Origin of the sequence: Streptococcus sp. GP0011, assembly GCF_030546305.1 — a bacterium.
GTDB lineage: Bacteria > Bacillota > Bacilli > Lactobacillales > Streptococcaceae > Streptococcus.
This window is the reverse complement of record NZ_JAUONR010000002.1, coordinates 161491-181813: the sequence shown is the minus strand read 5'-3', so window position 1 is coordinate 181813 and position 20323 is coordinate 161491. Positions and strand designations below refer to the sequence as shown.

At 41.7% G+C, this 20323-nt stretch carries 23 protein-coding genes, 1 tRNA gene and 1 other RNA gene; 7 read left to right on the top strand and 18 right to left on the bottom strand.

What is annotated here, in order from left to right; all coding sequences use genetic code 11:
* Positions 1 to 11: 11 nt before the first annotated feature.
* The 6 genes from Q4443_RS03205 to Q4443_RS03180 all read right to left on the bottom strand — a co-directional run bounded on the left by Q4443_RS03205 (position 12) and on the right by Q4443_RS03180 (position 4435).
* Positions 12 to 971, bottom strand: a complete 960-nt coding sequence (locus Q4443_RS03205) for a hypothetical protein (RefSeq protein WP_000721422.1) — start codon at positions 969 to 971, stop codon at positions 12 to 14.
* A gap of 79 nt (positions 972 to 1050) precedes the next feature.
* Positions 1051 to 1138, bottom strand: a tRNA-Ser gene (locus Q4443_RS03200).
* Positions 1139 to 1221: 83 nt separating this feature from the next.
* Positions 1222 to 1569, bottom strand: a transfer-messenger RNA (tmRNA) gene (ssrA, locus tag Q4443_RS03195).
* Between the two features lie 58 nt (positions 1570 to 1627).
* Positions 1628 to 2263 (bottom strand): SGNH/GDSL hydrolase family protein, encoded by a 636-nt coding sequence (locus Q4443_RS03190; RefSeq protein ID WP_049479747.1) that lies wholly within the window; start codon positions 2261 to 2263, stop codon positions 1628 to 1630.
* Between the two features lies 1 nt (position 2264).
* Positions 2265 to 3092, bottom strand: coding sequence for a Cof-type HAD-IIB family hydrolase (locus Q4443_RS03185; RefSeq protein ID WP_000152919.1), 828 nt, complete (start codon positions 3090 to 3092; stop codon positions 2265 to 2267).
* 23 nt (positions 3093 to 3115) lie between these two features.
* A complete protein-coding gene (locus Q4443_RS03180) occupies positions 3116 to 4435 on the bottom strand; it encodes a CapA family protein (protein WP_080978798.1) in 1320 nt (439 codons plus the stop codon).
* A 156-nt stretch (positions 4436 to 4591) separates the two neighbouring features.
* Between Q4443_RS03180 and def the strand changes: the two genes are divergently transcribed.
* Both def and rlmB read left to right on the top strand, forming a co-directional pair.
* The gene (def, locus tag Q4443_RS03175) at positions 4592 to 5203 is read left to right on the top strand and encodes a peptide deformylase (protein WP_001272958.1); all 612 of its coding nucleotides are present in this window, start codon (positions 4592 to 4594) and stop codon (positions 5201 to 5203) included.
* A 44-nt stretch (positions 5204 to 5247) separates the two neighbouring features.
* Positions 5248 to 5976: a 23S rRNA (guanosine(2251)-2'-O)-methyltransferase RlmB gene (rlmB, locus tag Q4443_RS03170; RefSeq protein WP_000855724.1), complete on the top strand. Its 729-nt coding sequence runs from the start codon at positions 5248 to 5250 to the stop codon at positions 5974 to 5976.
* 35 nt (positions 5977 to 6011) lie between these two features.
* Here the strand turns inward: rlmB and trxB are convergent, their stop codons facing one another.
* From trxB to Q4443_RS03135, 7 genes are all read right to left on the bottom strand, one after another.
* Positions 6012 to 6923, bottom strand: coding sequence for a thioredoxin-disulfide reductase (gene trxB, locus Q4443_RS03165; RefSeq protein WP_049479748.1), 912 nt, complete (start codon positions 6921 to 6923; stop codon positions 6012 to 6014).
* Between the two features lie 65 nt (positions 6924 to 6988).
* A complete protein-coding gene (locus tag Q4443_RS03160; protein WP_042767743.1) occupies positions 6989 to 7213 on the bottom strand; it encodes a DUF4059 family protein in 225 nt (74 codons plus the stop codon).
* Between the two features lie 77 nt (positions 7214 to 7290).
* A complete protein-coding gene (locus Q4443_RS03155) occupies positions 7291 to 8034 on the bottom strand; it encodes an amino acid ABC transporter ATP-binding protein (RefSeq protein WP_049479749.1) in 744 nt (247 codons plus the stop codon).
* Complete coding sequence (locus Q4443_RS03150) at positions 8034 to 8834, bottom strand: amino acid ABC transporter permease (RefSeq protein WP_000219166.1); 801 nt, start codon at positions 8832 to 8834, stop codon at positions 8034 to 8036. The genes Q4443_RS03155 and Q4443_RS03150 overlap by 1 nt, the downstream gene beginning before the upstream one ends.
* Before the next feature lie 156 nt (positions 8835 to 8990).
* Positions 8991 to 9347: an arsenate reductase family protein gene (locus Q4443_RS03145; RefSeq protein ID WP_038805006.1), complete on the bottom strand. Its 357-nt coding sequence runs from the start codon at positions 9345 to 9347 to the stop codon at positions 8991 to 8993.
* 12 nt (positions 9348 to 9359) lie between these two features.
* The gene (locus tag Q4443_RS03140) at positions 9360 to 9875 is read right to left on the bottom strand and encodes a methylated-DNA--[protein]-cysteine S-methyltransferase (RefSeq protein WP_049518976.1); all 516 of its coding nucleotides are present in this window, start codon (positions 9873 to 9875) and stop codon (positions 9360 to 9362) included.
* On the bottom strand, positions 9872 to 10366 hold the full coding sequence (locus tag Q4443_RS03135) for a GNAT family N-acetyltransferase (RefSeq protein WP_049518975.1): 495 nt from the start codon (positions 10364 to 10366) through the stop codon (positions 9872 to 9874). The genes Q4443_RS03140 and Q4443_RS03135 overlap by 4 nt, the downstream gene beginning before the upstream one ends.
* Positions 10367 to 10500: 134 nt before the next feature.
* Here Q4443_RS03135 and Q4443_RS03130 point away from each other — a divergent pair, with 134 nt between their 5' ends.
* Complete coding sequence (locus tag Q4443_RS03130; RefSeq protein ID WP_001087578.1) at positions 10501 to 10947, top strand: DUF1836 domain-containing protein; 447 nt, start codon at positions 10501 to 10503, stop codon at positions 10945 to 10947.
* Positions 10944 to 11591: a hemolysin III family protein gene (locus Q4443_RS03125; protein WP_001097972.1), complete on the top strand. Its 648-nt coding sequence runs from the start codon at positions 10944 to 10946 to the stop codon at positions 11589 to 11591. The genes Q4443_RS03130 and Q4443_RS03125 overlap by 4 nt, the downstream gene beginning before the upstream one ends.
* A 19-nt stretch (positions 11592 to 11610) precedes the next feature.
* On the opposite strand, the gene pdxT is transcribed toward Q4443_RS03125, so the two are convergent.
* The 3 genes from pdxT to nox form a co-directional block, all read right to left on the bottom strand.
* Complete coding sequence (gene pdxT, locus Q4443_RS03120) at positions 11611 to 12192, bottom strand: pyridoxal 5'-phosphate synthase glutaminase subunit PdxT (RefSeq protein WP_000689966.1); 582 nt, start codon at positions 12190 to 12192, stop codon at positions 11611 to 11613.
* Positions 12193 to 13068 (bottom strand): pyridoxal 5'-phosphate synthase lyase subunit PdxS, encoded by an 876-nt coding sequence (gene pdxS / locus Q4443_RS03115; RefSeq protein WP_000138527.1) that lies wholly within the window; start codon positions 13066 to 13068, stop codon positions 12193 to 12195. It abuts the gene before it with no gap.
* Between the two features lie 150 nt (positions 13069 to 13218).
* The gene (nox, locus tag Q4443_RS03110; RefSeq protein ID WP_000036762.1) at positions 13219 to 14598 is read right to left on the bottom strand and encodes a H2O-forming NADH oxidase; all 1380 of its coding nucleotides are present in this window, start codon (positions 14596 to 14598) and stop codon (positions 13219 to 13221) included.
* A 307-nt stretch (positions 14599 to 14905) separates the two neighbouring features.
* On the opposite strand from nox, the gene Q4443_RS03105 reads away from it, so the two are divergent.
* The 3 genes from Q4443_RS03105 to Q4443_RS03095 are packed head-to-tail and all read left to right on the top strand — an operon-like array spanning position 14906 to position 17721.
* Complete coding sequence (locus tag Q4443_RS03105) at positions 14906 to 15835, top strand: FAD:protein FMN transferase (protein WP_049478343.1); 930 nt, start codon at positions 14906 to 14908, stop codon at positions 15833 to 15835.
* Between the two features lie 18 nt (positions 15836 to 15853).
* Entirely contained in the window at positions 15854 to 16459 is a 606-nt protein-coding gene (locus Q4443_RS03100) for an NADPH-dependent FMN reductase (protein ID WP_000915932.1), read from the top strand.
* 17 nt (positions 16460 to 16476) lie between these two features.
* Positions 16477 to 17721, top strand: a complete 1245-nt coding sequence (locus Q4443_RS03095) for an NAD(P)H-dependent oxidoreductase (protein ID WP_049479754.1) — start codon at positions 16477 to 16479, stop codon at positions 17719 to 17721.
* Between the two features lie 83 nt (positions 17722 to 17804).
* Here the strand turns inward: Q4443_RS03095 and Q4443_RS03090 are convergent, their stop codons facing one another.
* Both Q4443_RS03090 and glyS read right to left on the bottom strand, forming a co-directional pair.
* The gene (locus Q4443_RS03090; protein ID WP_000371290.1) at positions 17805 to 18062 is read right to left on the bottom strand and encodes a DUF896 family protein; all 258 of its coding nucleotides are present in this window, start codon (positions 18060 to 18062) and stop codon (positions 17805 to 17807) included.
* 41 nt (positions 18063 to 18103) lie between these two features.
* Positions 18104 to 20140: a glycine--tRNA ligase subunit beta gene (glyS, locus tag Q4443_RS03085; RefSeq protein ID WP_049501181.1), complete on the bottom strand. Its 2037-nt coding sequence runs from the start codon at positions 20138 to 20140 to the stop codon at positions 18104 to 18106.
* Positions 20141 to 20323: the final 183 nt, after the last annotated feature.

The window sequence follows — 20323 nt, the reverse complement described above, 5'->3', positions numbered from 1 at the left end:
AAATCTAAAGATTAGATATTGCTTTTATCTTTTTTATCTGAAGATTTGTCTGTTGATTTATCAGTGGATTTGTTTGAAGATTTATCAGAAGACTTGTCTGTTGATTTATCATTAGACTTCGTTGAGTTTTTACGGACAATTTTATCATAACCTTCTGTATCATCAAGCAACTCTGTCGCCAAAGTACGGTAATCTTCTTGAGAAATCAGCCAGTTTCCATCCTTATCCTTTGTTAATTTGATTTCAGTATCAAAATCACCAGTAGTGAAAGGTGTATGAGCTAAGTTAGGGTCAACGTCACTGTAGGTTGAGAAATCTTTCTTGAATAGATGCTCAAAAATCCAGTAAGAAACCAATGTTTGGTAACGCTTGATGTCAACGTTTGAACCAGCTTGATTGTATTTACCTAGGTTATCAACACCTCCAATAAGAGTAGTGAGAACTTCCCTTGTAGATGAAGCCAATCCTTTAGAGTGTAACTTCTTAGAGTTGAAAGTAACAGTCGCTGTATTTCCTGATTCATCAACCTTCACGTCTTTAACAGTGTAAGAACCGATATCTTGATATAATCTACGTCTCATCTTCAAGAAACCTGAAATGGTTTCTTCTGGAGTTTCTACAGGGAAATCTTTGTGCCATTGTACTGAATAGGTAGATGCAGGTGAAAGCCCTTCTTCTTTGATTTTTTCACTTGTTTGTACAGCAAATACTGCCTCAGTCCATTTTTCATAAGTGTCGCCATAAATCTTCTTAAATCGAGCAGAGTCGCTAGTAAGAACTGAGTCTAAGAGAATCTCAGCATCTTTTGTAACTTTTTCTTTAACTTCTGCAGCTTCATCTTTCTTCTCAACTTGTTCCGTATTCTCCTTGTTATCAGAAGAAGCTTCAGATGACTGATTAGAAAATACAGAACATGCACCCAAGACAACTGTTGAAAGTGCTAAGATACTTAGTAACTTGATCTTTTTCATGTTTCACCTCTTTATGAAAATTTACTCTTGGAGACTACCTCCAAGGATAGTTGTTTAGAAAAACACTGGGTTTATCTAACGGAGAATGGGGGATTCGAACCCCCGCGCCAGTTACCCGACCTAACGATTTAGCAAACCGTCCTCTTCAGCCTCTTGAGTAATTCTCCACTAACACACTAGAATAAATAGGATACAACGAAGGATACAACAAAGGATATAATTTGGAAAAAATCTACTGTATACCTGTTCATAATGGAGCCGGTGGGAGTCGAACCCACGTCCAAACACCTGCCAACATATTTGTCTACAACCATAGGTTATGTATTGTTTTAACAATCCCTAGACACATAACTCAAGCCTAGGAACTGCGAGTCTATTAATCTCTTATCAAACCACTAGACAAGGCTTGATCGTATCTCGCTAATCATAAGACCTGTCATTGAACACGAGCAATCCAAATCAGGTCACGCCTGCTGGTTTTTAGGCAGCTAGAGCGTAAGAAGTGTTATTTTTTGCAGTTATATTTAACTGAGCGTTTACGTCGCCACACGGGTTGCAAAATATGCCTCATAATGCCTGTCGAATCCGTAACGACCCCAGGATGTTAGAACTATTATAACCTATCTTCAAAAAAAATGCAAAATCAAGCCGTTTCTTTAGAAAAGGCACCCTTTTAAGGCTTCTGATAAGGCTTGATAACCGGCTACACTTAGATGGAGACCATCCGTTGTATAGGCTGATTGAAGTTGCCCTTCTGAATCTGTCAAACTATCATAAATCGACACAAAATCTACTTGCATATAGGCGGAGGCCAGAGCCTCATAGGCTTGATTCCATTCCTTAATCTTTTCATTGGTACGAATATATACTGTCTGCTTGTGTTCTTCGCCTTCATTGACTGGCAAAATCGAAAGGAGTTTTATTTGTGACAGCGGATATTCTCGGGCAATCGATTGGATTACACGCTCAAGATTATCCAAAGCATCATTCATGGGAATATCTTTTCCAATATCATTTGTCCCAATTAAGAGAACAATTTGATCCACAGCATCACCATAAAGATGGGCATCCAAATTCTCTAATAACAATCTCGTCTGATAGCCTCGGATACCACGATTAACAATCGTCTTGGCAGTTCCCAACAACTCTTGAAGAGGGTAATATTCCACTATCGAATCACCAATAAAGATGATATCTGGCTCTAGAACAGATACTTGATTCAATTCACGATACTTGGTTTGAATTTTTTCCTGCTCCTTTAAGAGCCAATTCTCTAATAACTGTACTGCCACCTTATCCCTCTTTCTCTAACCAATTTTCTAGGACCTGATAAACGCCCCCTTGGCTGTTAGCTGGAGCTAGGGCAGTCGCAACTGCCTTGGCCTCATCGTCAGCATTTTCCATAGCATAGGCAATTCCAGCCATCTCCAACATTTCAACATCATTTTCGCTATCACCAAAAGCCATGATCTGTTCCGATTTTAAATTCCAGCGCTTGAGTAATTCTTCCAATCCCCAAGCCTTGTGAACACCATCCTGCAGGATATCAATACAACCATAACCGCTAGAAACAGCCCTTACATGACCATCAAAGAGGTCATTGATTTCCTGCAAAACTGAACTAGAACGTTCTTCACCAACGACCATGCTCATCTTTAGAACTCCTCCAAAGAGGTCTGAGTTTAGCTCATCCACAAAATTGGTCCTTTGGTAAAGTTTTTCAATCATCTCTGGAGTCATAAATTTTTCCAGGTCTGTAAAAACCGTTCCTTCCTTGACAAAACTCCCGTTCATACAAGTGACGACGAACTGATCTCGACACTCTCTCCCTTTAAAATGAAGGAGAGCCTTGTCAACCATAGCATCATCCCAAGTCTGGGCCTGAAGTAATGTATCATACTCAAATATCCGAGCACCGTTAGCAACAACCAAGATCACTCTACTCGCCAAGTGTTCTAGTAATTGCCTCATACGGTGAACTTCATTCCCGGTCGCAATGACAAAACGGATATTCCTTTGATCCAGCTGATCTAAAATCCTTTCCAAGCGGGGCAGATCTAGCTGCCCCCTCGGGTCTAGCAAGGTTCCATCCATGTCTGTTGCAATTAATTTAATCGTCATCATATCTCCTTTAGGGCGAGTACCTACCACTTCAACCCTACATGTTCATTCATTTCTTTATAGGCCGTGTCAATTCGTTCCTTGGTCGCCTCGTCCAACTTGTCACGGTGACTGCCTCCCTCGATGAAGTCCTCTAGGATATAGGTCTGATAGAGGAAGAGCGGATAACCTTCTGGAGAGTAAGTCCCTTTGGGTGTTCGATTGACCCAAGTAGGATGCGCTTTGGCCGTTTCAATCCTAGTCTTGCCATCTTTTTTCTTAATGGTCACATCCATGAGAACACCGCGCTCCGTCCACTTGGCATTTTCCTCATCTTGCATGGTTTCAATGCGCTGGTTTGAGAGGAAATTTCCCATGGAGTAGATGATCAGTTTTTTGTCACCATCTTTTTCAACTGTTTCAGCAGGTTCAACGACGTGAGGATGCCCTCCAAAGATAATATCAGCTCCCCAGTCAATCATCTTGTGGTACAGTGTTTTCTGTTCTTCCGTTGGTTCTAGCTGGTACTCAATTCCCATCTGAGGCATGATGACAGTAATATCCGCCTCCTTCTCAGCACGCTCGATTTCTGCCTTCATCTTATCTTCATTCAAATCAGAAAGATAGCGATTATAGTCCTCTTGAGAGATATACTGCTCAATGCCATTAAAACCGTAGGAATAGGCCAGGAGAGCTACCTTGATACCATTGACTTCCTTGATGACTATAGGGGCTTGGTCACGGGATTCATGTGTGTAGACTCCGATGGGTGTCATTCCTGCCTTTTCAATAGCTTGAGCTGTTGAAACCACTCCCTCAATTTGAGAATCCAAAATGTGATTATGAGCCAAGTCTAGAACTTGGTAGCCTGCATCCTTGATTGCATCCATGACTTCCCCTGGTGCATTAAAGAGAGGATAACCTGCCAAATAGTGGTCCTTGTTCACCGTTCCTTCAAAGTCACCAATTACTAAATCAGCTTGCTTGAGCCAAGGTTTTACATACTCAAAATTTTCATGGAAATCATAGGTTCCATCTTCTTTAAGAGCTGTTCGGTAGATGGGGATATGGTAGAGAAGGTCACCATTTGCCATGATACGTGCCGTCGTTTCACCAGACTGATTTTCCTTGGATTGACTGGAAGTACTTGCAGAATCAAGAGTTTGATTACTAGGACTCGTTCCCTTACTACCTTGTACTGCTCGAACTAATAAGTTTCCCCCCATGGATAAGGCAACTGCAAGCAATAACACAATAATAAACTGGGCATTGGTCCAGGATTTATAATTCCGAAAGAAATCCACACTAGTTCTCCACACCCCATAAAGAGAGTCCTGAGACCGTCTATCTTGTCGCTTTTCCATCTTTATTCCCCCCTTGCTTTTTGGTGCAAGTCTTTTCTTTTATTATACCACAGACAAAAGAGGAATACCGTTTATTATATTATTTTTTAGGAACTTCTGCGACTTTCTTTCTCGCCTATTTTGTGTTATCATGTAGAGGTAATGAAAGGAGAGAAAATGTCTGCAATAGAACGTATTACAAAAGCTGCTCACTTAATTGATATGAACGATATTATCCGCGAGGGGAATCCAACTCTTCGCGCAGTTGCTGAGGAAGTCACTTTCCCACTGTCTGACCAGGAAATCATCCTTGGCGAAAAGATGATGCAATTCCTCAAACATTCCCAAGATCCTGTTATGGCTGAAAAGATGGGGCTCCGCGGTGGAGTTGGATTGGCCGCTCCCCAGCTGGATATCTCAAAACGCATTATTGCCGTCTTGGTCCCAAATATTGTGGAAGAAGGTGAAACTCCACAGGAAGCCTACGACTTGCAAGCTGTTATGTACAATCCAAAAATCGTCTCTCACTCTGTTCAAGATGCTGCTCTTGGCGAAGGAGAAGGTTGCCTTTCTGTTGACCGAAACGTACCTGGCTATGTTATTCGCCATGCCCGCGTCACTGTTGATTACTTTGACAAGGACGGCGAAAAACACCGTATCAAGCTCAAAGGTTACAACTCTATCGTTGTCCAACATGAAATTGATCATCTAAACGGAATCATGTTTTACGATCGTATCAATGAAAAAGATCCATTTGCTGTTAAAGATGGTTTACTGATTCTGGAATAAAGAAAATCCCGTTGCAAGACGGGGTTTTGTGTTATAATAGAGGCATGAAAACAAATGATATTGTCTATGGCGTCCACGCCGTTACAGAAGCCCTCCTTGCAAACACTGGAAATAAACTCTACCTCCAAGATGATCTCCGAGGTAAGAATGTTGAGAAAGTCAAGGAACTGGCTGCTGAGAAAAAGGTCTCCATCTCTTGGATCTCAAAAAAATCCCTGTCTGAAATGACCGAAGGCGCTGTCCACCAAGGTTTTGTTCTACGAGTGTCCGAATTTGCCTATAGCGAGCTGGATCACATCCTTGCAAAAACACGCCAAGAAGAAAATCCACTTCTGTTGATTCTGGATGGTCTAACTGACCCTCACAACTTAGGCTCTATCTTAAGGACTGCTGATGCGACCAATGTTTCAGGTGTCATCATTCCCAAGCACCGTGCTGTCGGAGTGACTCCTGTCGTTGCCAAAACGGCCACAGGTGCTATTGAGCATGTACCGATTGCGCGAGTTACCAACCTCAGTCAAACCCTAGACAAACTCAAGGCTGAAGGCTTCTGGACCTTTGGAACGGATATGAACGGTACTCCTTGCCACAAGTGGAATACAAAAGGGAAAATCGCCCTCATCATCGGAAATGAAGGAAAAGGCATCTCCAGCAACATCAAAAAACAGGTTGATGAAATGATAACCATTCCGATGAACGGTCATGTTCAAAGCCTCAATGCCAGTGTTGCAGCAGCCATTCTCATGTACGAAGTTTTCCGAAACAGACTATAAAAAAGTTTCCAATCAAGTGATTGGAAACTTTTTGCTTAACTATGTTCTGTGATAAATTTATAGGCTTCTTGACCAGCGATAGCCCCATCTCCAACTGCTGTTGTTACTTGGCGAAGATCTTTTTGGCGAACATCTCCAACCGCAAATATACCATCAACGCTAGTTTTCATGTTATTGTCTGTTAGGATCCAGCCTGCCTGGTCTTGAATGTTCAATTCTTTAACAAAATCGCTAACAGGATCCAAACCGACATAGATAAAGACACCTCCGAAGGCTTGCTCTGTTACTTGACCTGTTTTCACATTTTCAAATACGACAGATTCTACTCGATTTTCACCTTTAATTTCCTTAACTACAGAGTCCCAGATAAAGTTGACTTTTTCATTTGCAAAGGCACGGTCTTGCAAAACCTTTTGGGCACGAAGTTCATCGCGACGGTGAACAATAGTGACAGTCTTGGCAAAGCGTGTCAAGAAGAGGGCTTCTTCTACCGCTGAATCTCCACCACCAACTACGAGCAAGTCTTGATCACGGAAGAAAGCTCCATCACAGACCGCACAGTAAGAAACACCTCGACTGTTCAGTTCTTCTTCTCCGGGAACTCCCAAAAGACGGTGTTTAGAACCAGTTGCTACAATGACAGTACGGGTTTCGTAAACTTGATCATCAGTGATTACCTTCTTAAAGTCACCCTGGTCTTCAATATTTTCAACGTAACCATAAAGATGCTCCACTCCAAGGTTTTCAAGTGGTTCAAACATCTTTTCAGCCAATTCAGGTCCACTGATATTAGCATAACCTGGATAGTTTTCAATATCAGATGTGTTATTCATTTGCCCGCCTGGCAGACCACCTTCAATCAAAGCCACTTTCAGATTGCTTCGAGCAGCATATAAGGCAGCGGTCATTCCCGCAGGTCCAGCACCGACAATAATCGTATCGTACATTTCAATTCCTTCTTTCTTGTTGTAACTATCTTTATTCTAACTCATTCTTGCTAGTCACGCAAGGATTATGCCTTGAAAACCAAGAGCAAACTCATGACGGCAAAGGATAACACCGGAACGACCAAAACTCCAATCATAATCATATCATAGAGATGAGCTTGGCGAGCTTTGGCTGTCTTGTCCACACCAGACATGGCTCTCAACCCAATCCAAATCCCCAGAAAAATCACGACAAGGATGGCCGTTAAGATCAAACTCTCGAAATACAAAGAAAATAAATGCAGTAGCATGATCTCTCTCGTTTCTATCTTTTTTAAAGAGTAAACTCAGCTAGTCCAACTAACTGAGTTTTCCTTTTTCTATTATATCAAATATAAGTCCGTTTGTAACTAGCAAAGAATTCTTTTGTTCGTTCTTCTTTCGGATGATTGATGATTTCATCCGGTGTGCCTGACTCGATGATTTTCCCTTTATCTAAGAACAAAATCTTATCTGCCACTTGGGCTACAAAAGACATATCGTGACTAACCAAGATCATGGTCTGACCAGACTTAGCGGCATCTGCAATAGACTTTTCCACTTCTCCGACCAATTCTGGATCAAGAGCTGATGTTGGTTCGTCCAAGAGCAAGACATCTGGTTTCATAGCAAGCGCACGCGCAAGGGCAACCCGTTGCTTTTGTCCACCTGATAAGTGGCGAGGATAATGGTTTTCACGGTCAGAAAGACCAACCTTGGCCAACTCTTCCTTAGCGATTTTTGTTGCTTCATCGTTCGATAATTTCTTAACGACAACCAAACCTTCCTTGACATTGTCAAGAGCTGTTCGGCGTTCAAACAAATTAAACTGTTGGAAAACCATAGACAACTTGCGACGAAGGGTTAGAATCTCTTCTTGGCTAATCTTAGAAAAATCAACTTTAAAATTGTCAATCTGAATCGTTCCACTATCTGGAGTTTCAAGGTAGTTCAAACTACGAAGAAAGGTTGATTTCCCAGCTCCAGATGAACCAATCAAAGCCACTACTTCTCCCTTTTGAATATCCAGGTCCAGATGATCCAAGACAGTCTGTCCTGAAAAGGATTTGCTTAAATTCGAAATCTTAATCATTAACGAAGGTCCCCTTTCACATCTGTAGATACTGTATCAGGTGCAGAAATAGCCATTTTTCTCTCGATGAAACGGCCGAGGCTTTCAATTCCGATATTGACTACCCAATAAACAAGGGCAACGGAGATGAAACGTTCAAAATAGCGATAATCGGCTCCACCCAAAATTTGAGCCTGAGCAAAGACTTCCACAACCCCCGCACTAAAGGCTAGAGAAGTTCCCTTAGTCAAACCGATAAGGGAGTTAATCAAAGTCGGTGTCGCTACCACCGCTGCATTTGGAATAATCACACGACGATAAACTTGTGCTCGTGTCATGCCCAAACTGCGTGCCGCCTCAATTTCACCTGGATTAACAGAAAGGATGGCCGCACGAATCGTTTCACTTGCATAAGCCGCCTCATTAAAAGCAAAGGCCACAATCGCAAAAAGCGCTGCTGGAATCGCATTGATATTGAGACCAGTTCCCCATTGTTGGTTGATAGCTTTCAGTGCCAAAGGAATTCCGTAGTAGGTCAACATAAGTTGGACTAGGATTGGGGTACCTTTTAAGAAGCTGACGAAAAAGGCCTGCAAAGGATATAAAATCTTAACACGATTGATCTTAACAATGGCAAAAATCAAGGCAAGTAGCAAACCAAAGAGTGCACCTCCAAGCGTCAACATCAAGGTTGTAGGCAGTTGTTGGACAATTCTTGGAATTCCATCAAAGACCGAACGCAAACTAAAGAGCTTACCATCCGGAATGAGTTGCATCAAACTTTGGTACCAATCTGATGCTAAAAATGTTGTAACAGTCATAAAAACATCCTCTCCTGATAATGATTCATTCTATCATACTTCTGCTCGCAAGCAAATTATTTGCTACGGGCTGCTCAGACTTTGTCTATCTTCTAGTTTATCACACTTTAAAACAGGGAGGCTATATATTTTACCTATCAAGGAGATAAATAAAAACTATCTCAAACCTAAGTCCTCATAGGGTTTTCTATAGCCGATTTGTTTAACAGCACCATTCTCCACCAAAATTGGACGTTTCAATAACATACCATCACTCGCTAGAAGCTTGGCTGCTTCTTGTTTTGACAAACTTCCCACCTTATCTTTCAAGCCCAGTTCACGATATTTGATCCCGCTGGTATTGAAAAATTGTTTCACTTCAAAACCGGAAGTTTCCAACCAGTTTAAAATCACGTCTTCACTTGGTGTTTCTTCTACGATGTGGACATCTTGGTATTCCAGTCCAAGTTGATCTAATTCATTTTTTGCTTTCTTACAAGTTGAACATTTTGGGTATTCGATAAATTCTAACATCTTCTTTTCTTTCTATTTTTTATTTTCTTGAAATGTTGCACCTTCATGTTGCAAGAGCCAGGCTTTCTTTTCGACTCCAGATGCATAGCCTGTCAAGCGATTGCCTGACCCCAGCACCCGATGACAGGGAACAAGTATGGACCAAGGATTGCGCCCCACTGCTCCACCAATCGCTTGGGCAGAAGCCACTTGCAAGTCTTGAGCTATTTGTCCGTAAGTTACTGTTTGACCATAAGGAATGGCCTGTAAGTAAGCCCAGACCCGCTTTTCAAAATCCGTTCCAATGGGAGCCAGAGGTAAGGAAGACAAATCTTGAGCACATCCATCAAAGTAAGTATCTAAATAGGAAATAACCTGGTCTAGGACAGGATGTTTCTTAACTACTTCTATACTATCTCCAGCGATTCCCCTCTCAAAATGAGTTTGGTCCTGTACCCAAATTCCATACAGATATTGCTCGTCAGCAACTAAGGATAAGGTTCCAATTGGCGACGGGTAGAGCATTTTTGCGTACTTATTCTGCTTCATTTTTTTAATTTCTGATAGGCCAAACGTTCCCCATCAACTGGAACCTTACCGACCTGTTGGAAGCCTAGCTTTTCAAAGATATGCTGCATGACCTTGTTTTCTGCATGTGTATCTGAACGAAAATCTAGATAATCAAAACCTTCAATCAAGCCTTCTAGGAAAGTCTGAGCAACACCTTGTCCTTGGACATCTGCTGCCACAGCGATACGGTGAAAGACCAGATATTCTGATTCTCCCCCCTGCCAACTTCCTTCATAAATGGCTTCATAGGCTTTCTCTGGGCTCTTGGTCACAGCAGCATAGGCTAGTAGTTCTCCTTCTTCCAAGGCCACATAAGCTTGACCAGAGATGATATCATCAATAATGATATCTGCATTTGGATAGCCATTTTGCCACTGGTCGCTACCGGACTCAGCTAAGCACTTTTTAGCATCCTCCATCACCTGCATAATCGCATCAACTTCGTTTGGAAAAGCTAAACGAATCTCCATCTTTTCCCCTCATTTCTAACTATTTTCTCTCATCATAGCATAATTTAAAGCTTTCTACAAGCAGTTGAAACTTGACTTTTGTTTTTTATTATTTTATAATCTAGTTATAAAAACTAGATAAAAAGGAGTTGGAAATGAATTCTAACTTTTCCTACCCAAAATGGGAAGATATTCCGAACATTGACCTCTATCTGGATCAGGTTTTGCTTTATGTTAATCAAGTCTGTGCCCCTATCTCTCCTGATAAAGACAAGGGGCTAACAGCATCCATGGTCAATAACTATGTCAAACATGGTTACCTGACAAAGCCAGACAAGAAGAAATACCAACGCAAACAAATTGCCCGTTTGATTGCCATCACCACTCTCAAGTCTGTCTTTTCAATCCAAGAAATCGCTCAGACCCTCAATACTCTACAAACTCAAGCGAGCTCAGACCAGCTCTACGATGCTTTTGTGGACTACATGAACCATGGGATTGATCCAGAAAATCCTATTATCCAAACCAGCTGTCAAACGGTTAAACTCTATCATCAAACTCTAGACTTAATCCTTATCAAAGAAGAGGAGGAAATCCAATGAATACTAGTCTAAAGCTCAGTAAAAAACTCAGTTTTGGAGAGGAAATTGCTAATAGCGTGACCCATGCTGTGGGTGCCGTTATCATGCTCATCCTACTCCCCATTTCATCCACCTATAGTTATGAAGCACACGGATTTTTATCATCTTTTGGCGTTTCTATCTTTGTTATCAGTCTCTTTCTCATGTTCCTCTCGTCAACCATTTACCACTCTATGGCCTATGGTTCGACCCACAAATACGTCTTGCGAATCATCGACCATTCTATGATTTACGTGGCTATCGCAGGCTCTTATACGCCGGTCGTATTGACTTTGATGAATAACTGGTTTGGCTATCTGATTATTGCCATTCAGTGGGGAACGACCATCTTTGGCATCCTCTATAAAATCTTTGCTAAAAAGGTCAATGAGAAATTCAGCCTTGCCCTTTACCTGATCATGGGCTGGTTGGTTCTGGCTATCATTCCTGCCATTATCAGTCAAACAACGCCAATTTTCTGGAGTCTTATGGTAACTGGTGGACTCTGTTATACAGTTGGAGCTGGATTTTACGCTAAGAAAAAACCTTATTTCCACATGATTTGGCATCTCTTTATCCTAGCGGCATCTGCACTCCAATACATCGCCATTGTTTATTACATGTAAAAAAGTTGAGAATCTTTTCTCAACTTTTTTCTTTACACATATTGATAAAATACTGGTGCAAGCGAGCATCATCTGTCAATTCTGGATGAAAAGAAGTTACCAGCATATTTTTTTCTTGGGCTGCAACGATTTGATCATCAACTGTTGCTAAAACTTCCACACCCTCTCCAACACTGCTGATAATCGGACCACGGATAAAGGTCATGAAAATCTGACCGACTCCCTTACATTCTGCCTCTGTATAAAAACTTCCTAGTTGCCGCCCATAGGCATTGCGCTCAGCTACTATGTCCATAGTCGCTAGATGACTTTCTTCCTGAGAAGTGATTTCCTTAGCCAGCAAAATCAAGCCTGCGCAAGTACCAAAAACTGGAAGGCCAGATAAAATAGCTTCTCGGATGGGAAGCAACATCTGTTGGTCACGCAAGAGCTTGCCCATGGTTGTAGACTCACCGCCAGGTAATATCAAACCCACCAAGTCACTCTGATGCTGTTGAAAATCGTCTAAATTTCTGATTTCAACACTAACAACACCTAACTTTTCTAGCACTTTAGCATGTTCTTCAAAGGCACCCTGCAGGGCTAATATTCCGATTTTCATCTATTTTCCTCGCTCTGCCATAAGAATTTTGATTTCATTCTCATTGATACCAACCATGGCTTCCCCTAGATCTTCAGAGATTTGAGCTAGAATTTGAGGATTTTTGTAGTTGGTTACGGCCTTAACAATAGCACTTGCTCGTTTAACAGGATCTCCTGACTTGAAAATACCTGATCCAACAAAAACACCCTCTGCCCCCAGTTGCATCATCAGCGCAGCATCTGCTGGCGTTGCCACACCTCCAGCTGCGAAGTTTACAACTGGCAATTTTCCATGTTCATGAACGTATTGGACCAATTCAACAGGAACCTGGAGTTCTTTTGCTGCGACATAGAGTTCATCTTCGCGTAGATTTTGAATACGGCGTATTTCTTGATTCATCATGCGCATATGACGAACGGCTTGAACGATGTCACCTGTCCCCGGTTCTCCTTTTGTCCGAATCATGGAAGCTCCCTCAGCGATACGACGCAAGGCTTCACCCAAATCCTTAGCTCCACAGACAAAAGGAACTTGGAATTCCTTCTTATCTACATGGAAACGATCGTCTGCTGGAGACAGCACTTCACTCTCATCGATATAGTCAATCTCAATAGCCTCTAAAATCTGAGCTTCAACAAAATGCCCAATTCTGACCTTGGCCATCACTGGAATGCTGACCGCTTCTTGGATTTCCTTAATCATCTTTGGATCACTCATGCGGGAAACTCCACCAGCTGCACGAATATCAGCTGGAATCCGCTCCAACGCCATAACAGCTGCCGCACCAGCAGCCTCTGCGATACGAGCCTGTTCAGGGTTCTGAACGTCCATGATAACCCCACCTTTGAGCATCTGTGCCAAGTTTTTATTTAGTTCATAACGATTTTCGGTCATTTCTTAATCCTCATCATTTGTATTGGTAGCTACCATTTCATTTTAAGCCAGATTAGAATGAAGTACAAGATAGAAAAAGGATGATTGTCTGGGTACAGTAATGTAAAAAACTATCTGACCTTCAGTTAAGGCCAGATAGCTCGTCAATTTTTATTTTTCAGCTGTAAGTGCAGCCATTGTGATGTAATTGTATGGTTTGTTGAAATGTGGCAAGAAGAATAGGTCTGTCAAAGCCAATTTATCAATGGTTACATGCTCTTGGATAGCAAGTGAGAACATGTGGATTCCCATGCTGATAGCAGAATCGTGTGAAACCATTTGCGCACCAAGGATTTCGCGGCTGTCTTTGTCAAAGACAATCTTGATGGCAACTTCGTGGTTGTCATGTTTGATAAATTCTGGTTTTTGAAGATCGTTAAAGCCAGTTTCAGTTGCATTATAGCCTGCAGCCTTGGCTTTTTCAAGAGTCAAACCAGTCGAAACCATGTGAAGACCGTAGATAGAAATACCGTTTGATCCTTGAACTCCGATTCCTTCCAATTCATGACCACAAGCGTTATAAGCACCAACGATACCAGTACGTACAGCATTAGATGCAAGAGCGATGTAGCTTGTATCTTTACGAGCATTGTCATAAACAGTTGCACAGTCACCAACAGCGTATACACCTGGGATAGATGTTTCTTGTTTCTTATCTACAAGGAAAGCACCGTTACGGAAGAGTTCAATCTTACCGTCAGCAAGAGCTGTGTTTGGACGGAAGCCAACAGCAAGAACCACCATATCCACATCAAATGTTTCTTTGTCTGTTACCAAGCGTTCAACTTTTCCATCACCTTGGATGGCTTTAACTGTTTGACCAAGAGCCAAGCGAATGTTGTGGTCTTCCAAGTTCTTCGCCATCATTTGAGTAAAGTCTTTGTCATAGTAGCCGTTCAAGACAGTGTCTACAATATCTACAAGCACTACTTCTTTTCCAAGACGCTCGAAAGCTTCAGCAAGTTCTACACCGATGTAACCACCACCAACAACGGCAATGCGCTCAAGGTGTTTGCTCTTGTCTTCAAGTTTTTCAATAACTTCTTCAGCGTTTTGGTACAATTTAACAAATTGTACATTTTCAAGAGTCGCTTTGAATTCGCGGTTACCCTTAACGATTTCAACACCTTCGATTGGAGGCAAGATTGGAGTTGAACCAGTTGCAAAGATCAATTTATCATAAGACTCTTTGTGTTCTTTACCTTCAACTTCTGCAGTCACAACTTTGTTATCGTAGTCAATTGAAAGAACTGGTGAGTTCATGTAAACTTTAGCACCTTTTGCTTCCAATTTTTCTTTATCAGAGTAGAAGAGACCTTCTGGGCCATCAATTTGTTCCCCGATCCAAAGCGCCATTCCACAACCAAGGAATGAAATATTTGAGTTTTGGTCAAATACTACGATTTCGTTCTCATGTCCGAAGTTGTCCAACATCGTATTAATACAAGCTGTACCAGCGTGGTTAGCACCAACTACAACGATTTTACTCATAGAAAAATTCCTACCTTTAATTTTTGATTTACCTTTCTAGTATATCATTTACTGTTAGCGTTTACAAGATATTTGCTCAGAATTCTCTTTTTTTCAGAAAAAAATACACTTAACATTGATAAATCCAATTTTTCTATCGCTTTCATATTAGTTTTGAGCATATTTCTTGACTTTTTGTCAAAATTCATTTGTGAAAACGCTGACTTTATGATATGCTAGATACATGGAAAGAAAATGTAAGGGGTTTAATTTTTCTTTAACGACCTTATATTGAATGATTTCCTATAAAGAGAAAGGAGCTGGTAGCTTGCCTCTTCATTCACGTTCTGAACGGCTAATGGGAACAACGATTACGATTTCATTAGTAGGTGAACAGGCTGATTGCCTACTTCAAGGAGCCTTTGATTTGCTCAAGGAACTCGAATACCGCTTTAACGCCAACAGTCAAGAATCCGAACTGATGGAAATCAACTACCAGGCTGGAATCGCACCTGTTAGGGTTCATCCTGACCTGTTTGAACTGATTGCTCTTGGACTGGAGCATAGCCTAGCTCCGTCTAGCCATCTAAATATCAGTATTGGTCCCTTGATTCAAACCTGGCGAATCGGATTTGCAGATGCACGGCTTCCAGACTCTAAAGAAATCGAAGCTGTCTTGCCACTAGTTGACCCGCATTTTATCAAGTTGGATCCGACTAGCTCTACTGTCTTTTTAGAGAAGAAAGGAATGAAGCTTGATTTAGGTTGTTTAGCTAAGGGCTATAGTGCAGATAAGGTTGCCCAGTATTTAAAAGCACACGGTGTCACCTCTGCCTTGATCAATCTCGGAGGAAATATCCTCACCATCGGGAATAACCAAGCCAAAGAAGGGAAAGCCTGGCAGATTGGGATTCAAGATCCGCGAAATCCTCGTGGCAATCATCTCCTAACCATTCCTGCTTCTAACAAATCCGTTGTCACTTCAGGTATCTATGAACGCCACCTGACAGTAGATGGAAAAGACTATCACCATATCTTTGATAGTAAGACAGGATTCCCTGTCGAAACCGATCTCGCTAGCCTAACGATTATCTCTGATAAATCCGTTGATGGTGAGATATGGACAACACGCCTTTTCGGAGAGCGAAGCGCTTCTATCCTCTGGCAAGTCGAAAGTATAGATGGTATTGAAGCCATCCTCATCGACAAAGAAGGACGCCTTGCTTGTTCTTCAGGCCTTCAAAATTGTATTATGTAAAAAGAGAAAGGAAATCTCATGCTAAAACTTATTGCCATTGTTGGAACGAACTCTAAACGTTCTACAAACCGCCAATTGCTCCAATACATGCAAAAACACTTTGCTGATAAAGCTGAAATTGAACTCGTTGAAATCAAGGATATCCCTGTTTTCAACAAACCAGCAGATAAGCAACTTCCTGCTGACATTCTTGAAATTGCAGCTAAAATTGAAGCATCCGATGGTGTCATCATCGGTACCCCTGAGTACGACCACTCTATCCCTGCAGTTTTGATGAGCGCTCTTGCTTGGCTATCTTATGGTATCTACCCACTTTTGAACAAACCAATCATGATTACTGGTGCTTCATACGGTACACTTGGTTCATCTCGTGCCCAATTGCAACTTCGTCAAATTTTGAACGCTCCTGAAATTAAGGCAAATGTTCTACCAGATGAATTCTTGCTTTCTCACTCTCTTCAATCATTTAACCCAAGTGGTGACTTGGTTGACCTTGATGTTATCAAGAAATTGGATGCCATCTTTGATGACTTCCGTATCTTTGTGAAGATTACTGAGAAATTGCGCAATGCACAAGAATTGCTTCGCAAAGATGCTGAAGAATTCGACTGGGAAAATTTGTAAGATAGGAGACCGAAAGAATGAAATTTGTTGGACTTGTTGGATCAAACTACGATCAATCATATAACCGCAAACTCTTGGAATTTATCCGTCGTAATTTTAAATTCAAATTTGAATTAGAAGTCCTTGAAATCGACGAAGTTCCAATGTTTAACCAAGACGAAAAATGGGACGAAAGCTTCCAATTGCGATTCTTGTACAACAAGATTACACGTGCTGATGGTGTCATTATCGCCACTCCTGAGCACAACCACACTATCTCAGCTTCTCTCAAATCTGTTCTTGAATGGCTTTCATACGAAGTTCATCCATTTGAAAACAAACCTGTTATGATTGTGGGTGCATCATACTACGACCAAGGAACTTCACGTGCCCAAGTTCACCTTCGTAAGATCCTTGACGCTCCAGGTGTCAATGCCTACACATTACCAGGTAATGAATTCCTTCTTGGTAAAGCCAAAGAAGCTTTTGATAACAATGGAAACATCACCAACGAAGGAACTGTTAAATTCCTTGAAACTTGCTTAGATAACTTTGTTAAATACGTAGGAGTCGTTTCGAAATTGAAAAAACCAAAACCAATCGAACCAGAAGACTTGGATTGTGGAAAACCAATTGCTACAACCATTACAGAAGTTGACCCTGACGATCCAGAATGGGTAGAAAAAGTTGCTGCAATCACTGGAGCTGTTTCTGGTGATACCTATGTCAAATTAGACCACGGTATCCTGACAGTTAACCAAATTGATATGTTCTTGAAAGCTATGCCATTTGAATTGACATACGCTGACGACAACAACCAATTCCTATACTACAACAACGCTCACCAAGATCCAGACACCATGTTTGCTAAACGTGTACCACCTCAATCAGGTAGCCGTATGTCGACTGTTCATGGTTCTCTTCCACCAGCACGTATGAAGAACGTAGAGTGGGTTATCGGAACACTTCGCAACGGAAACCAAGAATACGTTCGTACGATCGTTCCAGGTTCTCCTGCAGGTGTCATCAACACCCACAACTACCAAGCAATGTACTATCCTGATGGATCATACGCTGGTATCAATGAAATCGTCTTTAACTTCCAACCATGGCTTGACTGGTACCTAAAAGAGACTGGTCAACGTTTGGTGGGTGGTAGCGGACAATTTGCTCCTGCTGCTGGAGGTCATGGAGACGCCGATGCTACTTCTGGTGCTTCTGATTCAGGTGACGCTGGAGGCCACGGTGGTGACGCTGACGCTACTTCTGGCGCAAGCAACTAAGAAACCAAAAAGGAGCCAAATGGCTCCTTCTTTTTTATTACAACAGAAAAGGGGAATGTAAATCATCTACACCCCCTTTCATTTTATGAGTTAGGATCATCTATACTACGGCCGTGCAATCCTTTTTCACGTTGTACTTGGCGTAGTTTTTCTGGCGTGACATCATTTCCTTCCTCGTCCACAATTTTGATTCCTTCAATGTGGTGACGAACAGAACGACGATAGCCTTCGATGTACTCCTCACGAAGTTTAGCTTGTTCCACTTTTTCAGCAGAAGTTAAGCCTTCTGTTTTTTTCTTTTTAGCAAGCTCGTTAATACGAGCGATTTTTTTCGGATCCATTTCTTCTCCTTTGTGATAAGATACAGTCCGTTTGACTGAGTTTATTTGGTATTGATTTGGTTGAAACGTGCAAGTTTAGCTGCTTTCTTAGTTAATTGCGACAAGATAGCCAAGCGATTTTGTCGGACAGTCCGATCTTCAGCCATTACCATGGTATTTTCAAAGAAAGCATCAATAATTGGGCTAAGCGCAAAGAGTTGTTCTAATTGCTGACTTGCAGTCCCTGACAAAACGAGTGATTCTACTACTTCTGCCAAGGCTTTCTCTTCTTCATTCTCAAAGAGAGCAGGATCAACCGTGTCAGTTCCTTCGGCTTTTTCAGCCAAGTTGAAAGCACGTGACAGGGATTCGACAGACGATTTGAAGTTTTCTTCTTTGCTTGCTTCTACAAGAGCACTTGCTGCTTCCAACATATCCGCCACGACAAAGTTCGAACTTGCAAGGACTGCCTCCTTAATGTCTTTTGGAGTAGAACCCATCATCTTATCAACACGAGCCTTAATAAAGTCCATAACCTCTGCTTTATTTTCATAAGTCAAGCTGTCAAATTTCAAAGCATAAAGGCTATCGATCAGCTCATCCATAGCAATGTGCCAACCAAAAGCATCCAAGATACGAACTACACCTTGAGTCGCACGACGAAGAGCATAAGGATCATTAGAACCTGATGGAATCAAACCTACTGAGAAGAAACTCAAAATCGTATCCAATTTATCTGCAATGGCTAGAACTGCCCCAACCTTGCTCTCTGGAAGTTCTCCGTCAGCAGATGTCGGCATGTAGTGTTCACGAATGGCTGCTGCGACTGCTGGCGTTTCCCCAGCAAGGAGGGCATATTTTTCACCCATAATACCTTGGAGTTCATCAAACTCACCAACCATACCCGTCAACAAGTCAAACTTGTAAATGGCTGCTGCACGCGCTAGGTCAACTGTTTCATCCACTGACAAGCCAGCTTTTTCTGCCAAGAGAATAGCAATCTGACCAGTACGAATCATGTGTTCACGAAGAGAACCAATCTTTTCGTGGAAGGTGACGTTGTTTAATTTTTCAACAAGGTCAGAAATCACCAATTTTTGGTCTTCACGCCAGAAGAATTCTCCGTCTTCCAAGCGTGCAACTAAGACTTTTTCATTACCCTTGATAACATTTTCCAAATGCTCTGCGTTTCCGTTACGAACAGAAATGAAGTTTGGCAAGAGTTTACCATCTTGATTACGAACAACAAAATAACGTTGGTGTTCTTTCATCGAAGTTACCAAAACTTCTTCTGGAACTTCAAGGTATTTGGCATCAAAACTTCCCATGAAGGCAGTTGGGTATTCAACTAAGTTCAAGACTTCATTCAGCAAGTCCGCATCAATTTCGATACGTACACCATGTTCAGCTTCGATGGCTTTAATTTGGTCAACAATCATTTGCTCACGTTCACGAGGATCCGCAATTACAAATTGTTTACGAAGGTCTTCTTCATAGCTCAATGCTGACTGAATCTTAGTTTCTTGCCCCAAGAAACGATGGCCGCGACTCACACGACCGCCCTTGATATCAAGGAAATCCAAGTCAAACTCTTCTTCATCTAAAAGAACAGTCAAAGTGTGTACAGGGCGGATATATTCAAAGGTGTTGTTAGCCCAGTGCATGCTGACAGGGAATGTCAGTGACTTCAAGACGTCTACTACACCTGGAACAATGGCTTCAACTGGTTGCCCCACTTCTTCCTTGGTAACATAGACATATTCTTCACCCTTGATTTCACGGAATTCAATATCTTCAACTGTCAAGCCTTTCCCACGGACAAATCCTTGAGCTGCTTTGGTGAAGTTTCCAGCACTATCCAAGGCAATTTTCTTTGCTGGACCCTTGAAATCTTCTGTCAAATCAGATTGCTTGTCTGCAAGCCCAGTCACACGAACAGCCAAACGACGTGGTGTTGAGAAGGTTTGAATGGCTTCAAAGGAAAGACGATTTTCTTTGAGGAAGGCTGCCATTTTTTCACCTAGTTGTTTTTCACTTGGAGTTACCACATAGGCTGGTAACTCTTCAAGACCGAGTTCTACTAATAAGTTTTTTGTCATGTTTTTTCCTTTACATTTTCTTCAATCTTTTTTGATATGCCCCTTAGGTACTGGGGATGTCGCTAACTAACTTTTGTGAGTCTGTAAGGAAATCTTATACCAAATAAACTAAGATTTCCAACAGTCTCATCAAAGTGGATTTAGCTGACTGATTTTTGAACCCAAGGTTTCAAAAATCCCCAC